This is a genomic window from Acetatifactor sp., from assembly GCF_982438285.1.
In genome coordinates this window covers 1-3228 of sequence record NZ_CEWDFQ010000341.1, presented here as the reverse complement: position 1 = coordinate 3228, position 3228 = coordinate 1, and the positions used below count along the sequence as shown (strand labels likewise).

Genomic DNA, 3228 nt, shown 5'->3' with positions numbered 1-3228 from the left:
TGCCAAAGCTGTGCCGGAATATCAGAAACCCATGTATGTGACGGGAGCAGTGAATCTGGTAAAAGAGGTGGAGAAGGAGCACTGTAACTTTGATCCGGATTACGATTCCATTCTGCAGAATGGAACGGTGATGTATACCAAACAGATTCATGTACCCATCATTTACGGAGACTTTTTCCTGCTGGAAGCGGTGAAAAAGCTGAAGGGAGACGATTTTCAAATCTGGTAGAAAATACAAAAGCTGCGAAAGCGGCGGAATGTGAGGAAAAAAATGGAAACTTTCAGCAGGGAATTGTTTCAAAATCCCGGCAGAGAATACCGGGGAATGCCCTTTTGGGCCTGGAACTGCCGTATGAACAAAGAGCATATTGACAACATTCTCAGCGAATTGAAGGAAATGGGAATGGGCGGCGCTTATCTCCATTGCCGTACAGGCATGGACCTGCCCTATCTTGGAAAAGAATACATGGAGATGATCCGGTATGCCCACAAGAAGGCCGGGGAGCTTGGAATGCTCACGGGTCTTTATGACGAGGACAGATGGCCTTCCGGCTTTGCAGGGGGGCTTCTTACCAAGGATCACCGCTATCGGGGACGTTTTCTGGTATTTTCTCCTGAAAGCAGACCGGAGTTAAAATGGCTTGCAGAATATGGTGTGAAGCTGGAAAAGGGATATTTAAAGAAATATGTGCGGCTTTCAGAGGGAGAGCCGGTACCGGAAGGTTTTGACCATTGGTACGCCTATCTGGAAATTTACGGAGACGACCCCTGGTACAATAATCAGGCCTATGTAAACACCTTGGACCCGGAGGCCATCAAAGAATTTTTACGGATTACCTATGATGCCTACAGCAAGGAGCTGCAGGAGTATTTTGGCAGGGATATTCCGGCCATTTTTACGGATGAGCCGCAGTTTGCCAGCAAAACGCTGTTTTCCTATGCAGAGGAGAAAAAGCCTCAGACCATTTCTTATACGGATGATTTTGATGACACTTACACAGAGCGGTACGGGTACAGCTTTCTGGACTGTCTGCCGGAGATTTTCTGGGAGCTGCCTGATGGAACACTTTCCGTTCACCGTTATCGTTACCATGATCATGTGGCAGAGCGTTTTGTGAACGCTTATGCGGATCAGCTTGGAGCCTGGTGCAGGGAGCATGATCTTCCCTTGACAGGGCATATGATGCGGGAACCTACTCTGGCGGAACAGACCATTGCCCTGGGTGAGGCCATGCGTTCCTACCGTGGCTTTGGCGTTCCCGGAATTGACATGCTGTGCGACGACAGGGAGCTGACCACGGCAAAGCAGGCCCAGAGTGCGGTTCATCAGTTTGGCAGACCGGATATGATGTGTGAGATATACGGTGTTACCAACTGGGATTTCGATTTCAGGGGACATAAGCTTGCGGGCGACTGGCAGGCGGCGCTGGGGGTTACCTGGCGTGTGCATCATTTGACCTGGACCCTTATGGCAGGAGAATCCAAGCGCGATTACCCGGCTTCCATCGGCTATCAGTCTCCCTGGTACAAGGAATATCCTTACATAGAGGATTACTTTGCCCGTATTCATACGGCGCTGCATCAGGGAAAGCCGCTGGTGCGTCTGGGAGTGATTCATCCCATTGAATCCTTCTGGCTTTATTGGGGAGACAGGGAGCATACGGAGGGAATCCGCCAGGAAAGAGAAGAAAAATTCCAGAACATTGTAAAATGGCTTCTCTATGGACTGATTGATTTCGATTTTATTTCCGAGTCTCTTCTGGCAGACTGGGAGCAGACTGGCGAGGATGGCTTTAGCGCAGGTGAGATGGTTTATGACGCGATTCTGGTACCTGACTGCGTCACACTGCGCGCCACCACGCTGAAGCGCCTGGGGGAGTTTGCAGGGAGAGGGGGCAAAGTGATTTTTGCAGGACAGATTCCTTCCTATGTGGACGCTCTGCCGGATGAGCGGGTAAAGAGGCTTGCAGAAAGCTGCGTGGTGATTCCCTGCTCCAGAGAAGCGATCCTTAAGGAGCTTTGGGACATCCGGGTTTTGGATATCCGCGATGAAAATGGTGTAAGAACAAACAACCTGCTCCATCAGATCAGAAAAGAGGAGAATGGCCTGTGGCTGTTTATCGCCCATTCGGAAAAATCCAAGAACCCTGATCTGGCAGTGAAAGAAGAGCTGCACATAGAAGTGGAAGGCTGCTACCGCGTGGAAAAGCTCATTCCCCAGACGGGAGAAATTTTGGAGAAGGAGGCCCTCTGTCAGGACGGAAAAACGTATCTTGCGGAGGATTCCTACGAGCATGATTCCTTCCTGTACCATCTGACGAAAATCGATGCTTCCCGGGCGGAAGCCATGAGTGGGGATACCGCCAGAGAGAAGGCTTCCGGAAAAGAGAAAAAAGCGACGGCAGTAGAAATTCCTTTCCCGGAGAGAGTGCAGGTGACGCTGGAGGAGCCCAATGTATTGCTGCTTGACCAGGCCCAGTATTCCTTTGATGGAGAAGAATGGCAGCCCAAGGAAGAAATTTTGAGAATCGATAACATCTGCAGGCGTAAGAGCGGCTATCCTCTCCGGGCGGAGGCTTATGCCCAGCCCTGGACGGATTCAGACAAAGAGGCCTGCTGCCACAGCCTGGAGCTTTTGTTTACGGTGGAATCCAAGTGGCAGACAGACGGGGTTATGCTTGCCCTGGAAAAGCCCAAGGAGGCGGAAATCTATTGGGATAACACGCCTGTTTTGGTACAGGACTGCGGCTATTACGTGGATCGCTCCATCCGGAAAATTTCTATGCCCAAGTTGACCATAGGCACACATCAGCTGAAAGTAAAATTGCCTTTTTACAAAAAGTGTAATGTGGAGGCCATGTATCTGCTGGGAGATTTCGGCGTACAGGCTGTGGGCAGAAGCGCTGTGATCCTTCCTCCTGTGAGAGCGCTTTCCTTTGGAGATATTTCCCGTCAGGGACTGGCATTTTACGGAGGCAATGTGGATTATGTCACGGAGATTTCCCTGCCCAGGGAAGGGGAGCTGACCATTCAGATTTCTCTGTTTCGCTGCAGTGTATTAAAGGTATGGCTGGACGAAGAGGAGAAGGGTCTGATCGCCATTTCTCCCTATTCCCTTTCTCTTGGAAACGTAACGGCAGGCAGACATAAAATCCGTATCCGCGCCTTTGGCAACAGGTTTAATACCTTTGGCATGCTGCACAACTGCAACAGGACGGAGCCCTGGCC

Annotated in this window: 1 protein-coding gene and 1 pseudogene; both read left to right on the top strand. The window is 50.6% G+C overall.

The features are described from left to right. A pseudogene (locus AC1WIP_RS13540) lies at positions 1 to 229 on the top strand (glycoside hydrolase family 88 protein); the annotation flags it as partial. 42 nt (positions 230 to 271) lie between these two features. Beyond that, positions 272 to 3228: hypothetical protein (locus AC1WIP_RS13535; RefSeq protein WP_481142323.1), on the top strand; the 2957-nt coding region annotated here is incomplete at its 3' end.